Source organism: Microbacterium sp. MYb62 (genome assembly GCF_002979475.1).
Taxonomy (GTDB): domain Bacteria; phylum Actinomycetota; class Actinomycetes; order Actinomycetales; family Microbacteriaceae; genus Microbacterium.
In genome coordinates this window covers 1-2,889 of the sequence record NZ_PCOY01000047.1, presented here as the reverse complement: position 1 = coordinate 2,889, position 2,889 = coordinate 1, and the positions used below count along the sequence as shown (strand labels likewise).

At 67.7% G+C, this 2,889-nt stretch carries 3 protein-coding genes and 1 tRNA gene; 3 read left to right on the top strand and 1 reads right to left on the bottom strand.

The window, feature by feature from the left end; all coding sequences use genetic code 11:
• The first annotated feature begins 127 nt into the window (after positions 1-127).
• Both CQ042_RS20195 and CQ042_RS20190 read left to right on the top strand, forming a co-directional pair.
• Positions 128-209 (top strand) — tRNA-Leu (locus tag CQ042_RS20195).
• Positions 210-303: 94 nt separating this feature from the next.
• Positions 304-1,068, top strand: coding sequence for a DedA family protein (locus CQ042_RS20190; RefSeq protein ID WP_105672220.1), 765 nt, complete (start codon positions 304-306; stop codon positions 1,066-1,068).
• A 36-nt stretch (positions 1,069-1,104) separates the two neighbouring features.
• On the opposite strand, the gene CQ042_RS20185 is transcribed toward CQ042_RS20190, so the two are convergent.
• Positions 1,105-1,914, bottom strand: coding sequence for a Ku protein (locus tag CQ042_RS20185; protein ID WP_028503543.1), 810 nt, complete (start codon positions 1,912-1,914; stop codon positions 1,105-1,107).
• 58 nt (positions 1,915-1,972) lie between these two features.
• Here CQ042_RS20185 and ligD point away from each other — a divergent pair.
• Positions 1,973-2,889, top strand: a 917-nt coding sequence (gene ligD / locus CQ042_RS20180; RefSeq protein ID WP_219844888.1) for a non-homologous end-joining DNA ligase, incomplete at its 3' end; no start/stop codon positions are given.

Genomic DNA, 2,889 nt, shown 5'->3' with positions numbered 1-2,889 from the left:
CCCGCCGAGCCCGGCATCCCGCCCTCGACCCCTCTGGCCTGACACCAGGCCCGTCGTGCGACGCACGCCGACTGCGGGCTGATCCCCAGACACGGGGTTTCGGCGATCAGTAGACTGATTCCACCGCGCGGGAGTGGTGGAATTGGCAGACACGCAGGATTTAGGTTCCTGTGCCCCAGGGCGTGTGGGTTCAAGTCCCACCTTCCGCACGAGAGACGAGGGCACCCTTCCGGTCGCCACGACATCGCTCAGCTTCACCGCCGACCATTCACGACCGACGGGACACCCCCAGTGCTCGAATCCATGTTGCACGCACCGACCGCTCTCATCCCCTGGCTCGATCCCCAGACGATCATCGGCGCGGCGGGCCCCTGGGCGCTTCTGGTGGTGTGCTTCATCATCTTCGCCGAGACGGGGCTGCTGGTCGGGTTCCTGCTCCCCGGCGACACCCTGCTCATCATCGCCGGCCTCCTGACGCACACCAGCAACGTGTTCGGTGTGAACATCTGGGTGGTCTCGCTCCTGATCGCCCTCTCCGCCTTCGTCGGCGGCGAGGTCGGGTATCTGATCGGCCACAAGGGCGGGCCGGCCGTGTTCGAGCGCAAGGAGTCCGGGCTCTTCAGCCGGAAGAACGTGGAGCGCACCAACGCGTTCTTCGAGCGCTTCGGCGGTCTCACCGTGATCCTCGCCCGCTTCGTCCCCATCGTGCGCACGTTCGCCCCGGTCGCAGCCGGCGTGGGGCACATGCCGTGGCGGCGCTACTCGCTCTACAACTTCATCGGTGCCATGATCTGGGGCTTCGGCCTCACGATGGTCGGCTACCTGATCGCCTACATCCCGTGGGTGCGCGATCTGGTCGTCGAGTACATCGACGTGATCCTGCTGATCGCCGTCGGCGGTACCGCCATCGTCACGCTCTGGCACTACTTCTCCGAGCGCCACAAGGCGAAGAAGGCCGCAGCCGCCGGCGAAGACGTCGTGACCGATGCCGAGGAGGCGGAGGAGCTCGTGCTCGACGCCGAGGTGTTCGACCGCGCGCCCGATCTGGACGGCGACGGCAAGCACTGATCGTTCGTCGGACGCCGGATCGTCGGCGCCCGACGCTCAACCCGCGTTCTTGGCGCGCTCCTCCTTCGAACGTGCCACACTCGCGCGCAGCGCCTCCATCAGGTCGATGACCTCGCCGCCCTCCGCCGCCTTCTCGGCTTCGCCGAAGGTCTCGGCCACGTCGAACGTGTCGCCGGCCTCGATCTTCGCGTCGATGAGCGTGCGGAGTTCCTTCTGGTATTCGTCGACGAACGCCTCGGGGTCGAAGTCCGCCGAGTAGCTGTCGACGAGCGACGCCGAGAGCTCGAGCTCCTTCTTCGATATCCGCACGTCCTCGTCCAGCGCGGGGAACGCGGCCTCGCGCACCTCGTCGGCCCACAGGAGCGTCTGCAGCACCAGCACCTTCCCCCGCACGCGGAGGGCCGCCAGCCGCGTCTTCTGCCGCAGGGTGAAGCGCACGATGGCCGTGCGGTCGGTCTGCTCCAGGGTCTTGCGCAGCAGCACGTACGCCTTCGGCGACTTCGAGTCCGGCTCGAGGTAGTACGGCTTGTCCAGCGTGAGCAGATCGACCTGGTCCGACGGCACGAACTCGACGACGTCGATCTCCCGGCTCTTCTCCGCCGGAAGCGCCGCGAGGTCGTCCTTGGTGAGCACGACGGTCTGCCCCTCGTCGACGTACGCACGGTCGATGTCGGCGTACGCCACGGTCTCGCCGCAGACCTCGCAGGTGCGCTGATAGCGGATGCGCCCGCCGTCCTTCTCATGCACCTGATGCAGCGGCACATCGTGGTCCTCGGTCGCGGAGTACACCTTGACCGGGACGTTCACGAGCCCGAACGTCAGTGCGCCCTTCCAGATCGTCCTCATCACACCAGTAGACACCAGCCACAGCCGTCACGACCAGTCCCTTGACTACGCTGGCCCCATGGTCGCAGAAGCGCAGATCGTGCAGGTCGACGGCCGACGCCTGCGCGTGACCAACCTCGACAAGGTCGTCTATCCGGAGAGCGGAACCACCAAGGGCGAGGTCTTCGCGTACTACACGGCCATCGCACCACTGCTCCTCCCGCTTCTCGCCGGTCGTCCCGTCACCCGCAAACGCTGGGTGGAGGGTGTCGGGACCACGGAGACACCTGCGGACTCGTTCTTCACGAAACAGCTCGAACCCGGCGCGCCGTCGTGGATCCCCCGTCAGGCGATCCAGCATTCGGATGGCCCCAAGGAGTACCCCCTCGTAACGGATGTGCCGACCCTGGTGTGGCTCGCCCAGGTCGCCGCGATCGAGCTGCACGTGCCGCAGTGGCGCTTCTCGTCCGACGGCCTGCCCGGGCGGCCGGATCGGCTGGTGCTCGACCTCGACCCCGGCCCGGGAGTGGGACTCGCGCAGTGCGCAGAGGTCGCCCGCATCGCCCGCGGCGTCCTCACCGGGATGGGGCTCGACCCTCTGCCGGTCACGAGCGGCAGCAAGGGCATCCACCTCTATGCCTCCCTGCCGGGCGAGCAGACGAGTGACGAGGTCTCCGCAGTGGTGAAGGAACTGGCCCGGCTGATCGAGAGCGATCATCCCGATCTCGCCACCAGTGTCATGGCGAAAGCAGTCCGCGGCGGCAAGGTGTTCCTGGACTGGAGTCAGAACAACGGCAAGAAGACCACCATCTCGCCGTACTCGCTCCGCGGTCGCGCACGGCCGTGGGTCGCGGCGCCCCGGACCTGGGAGGAGCTCGACGACCCGCATCTCGCCCAGCTCGACCTCGACGAGGTCCTCGCGCGTGCTGCCGCGGGTGTCGATCCGGTGGCGACCCTCCGGCCGGGGGCCGAACCGTCCTCCTCGCCCTCCTCGCC

What these genes read in the sequence shown, in the direction of transcription:
- CQ042_RS20185 (WP_028503543.1), bottom strand. Translation starts at nt 1,914, where the DNA reads ATGAGGACGATCTGGAAGGGCGCACTGACGTTCGGGCTCGTGAACGTC.
- CQ042_RS20190 (WP_105672220.1), top strand. Translation starts at nt 304, where the DNA reads ATGTTGCACGCACCGACCGCTCTCATCCCCTGGCTCGATCCCCAGACG.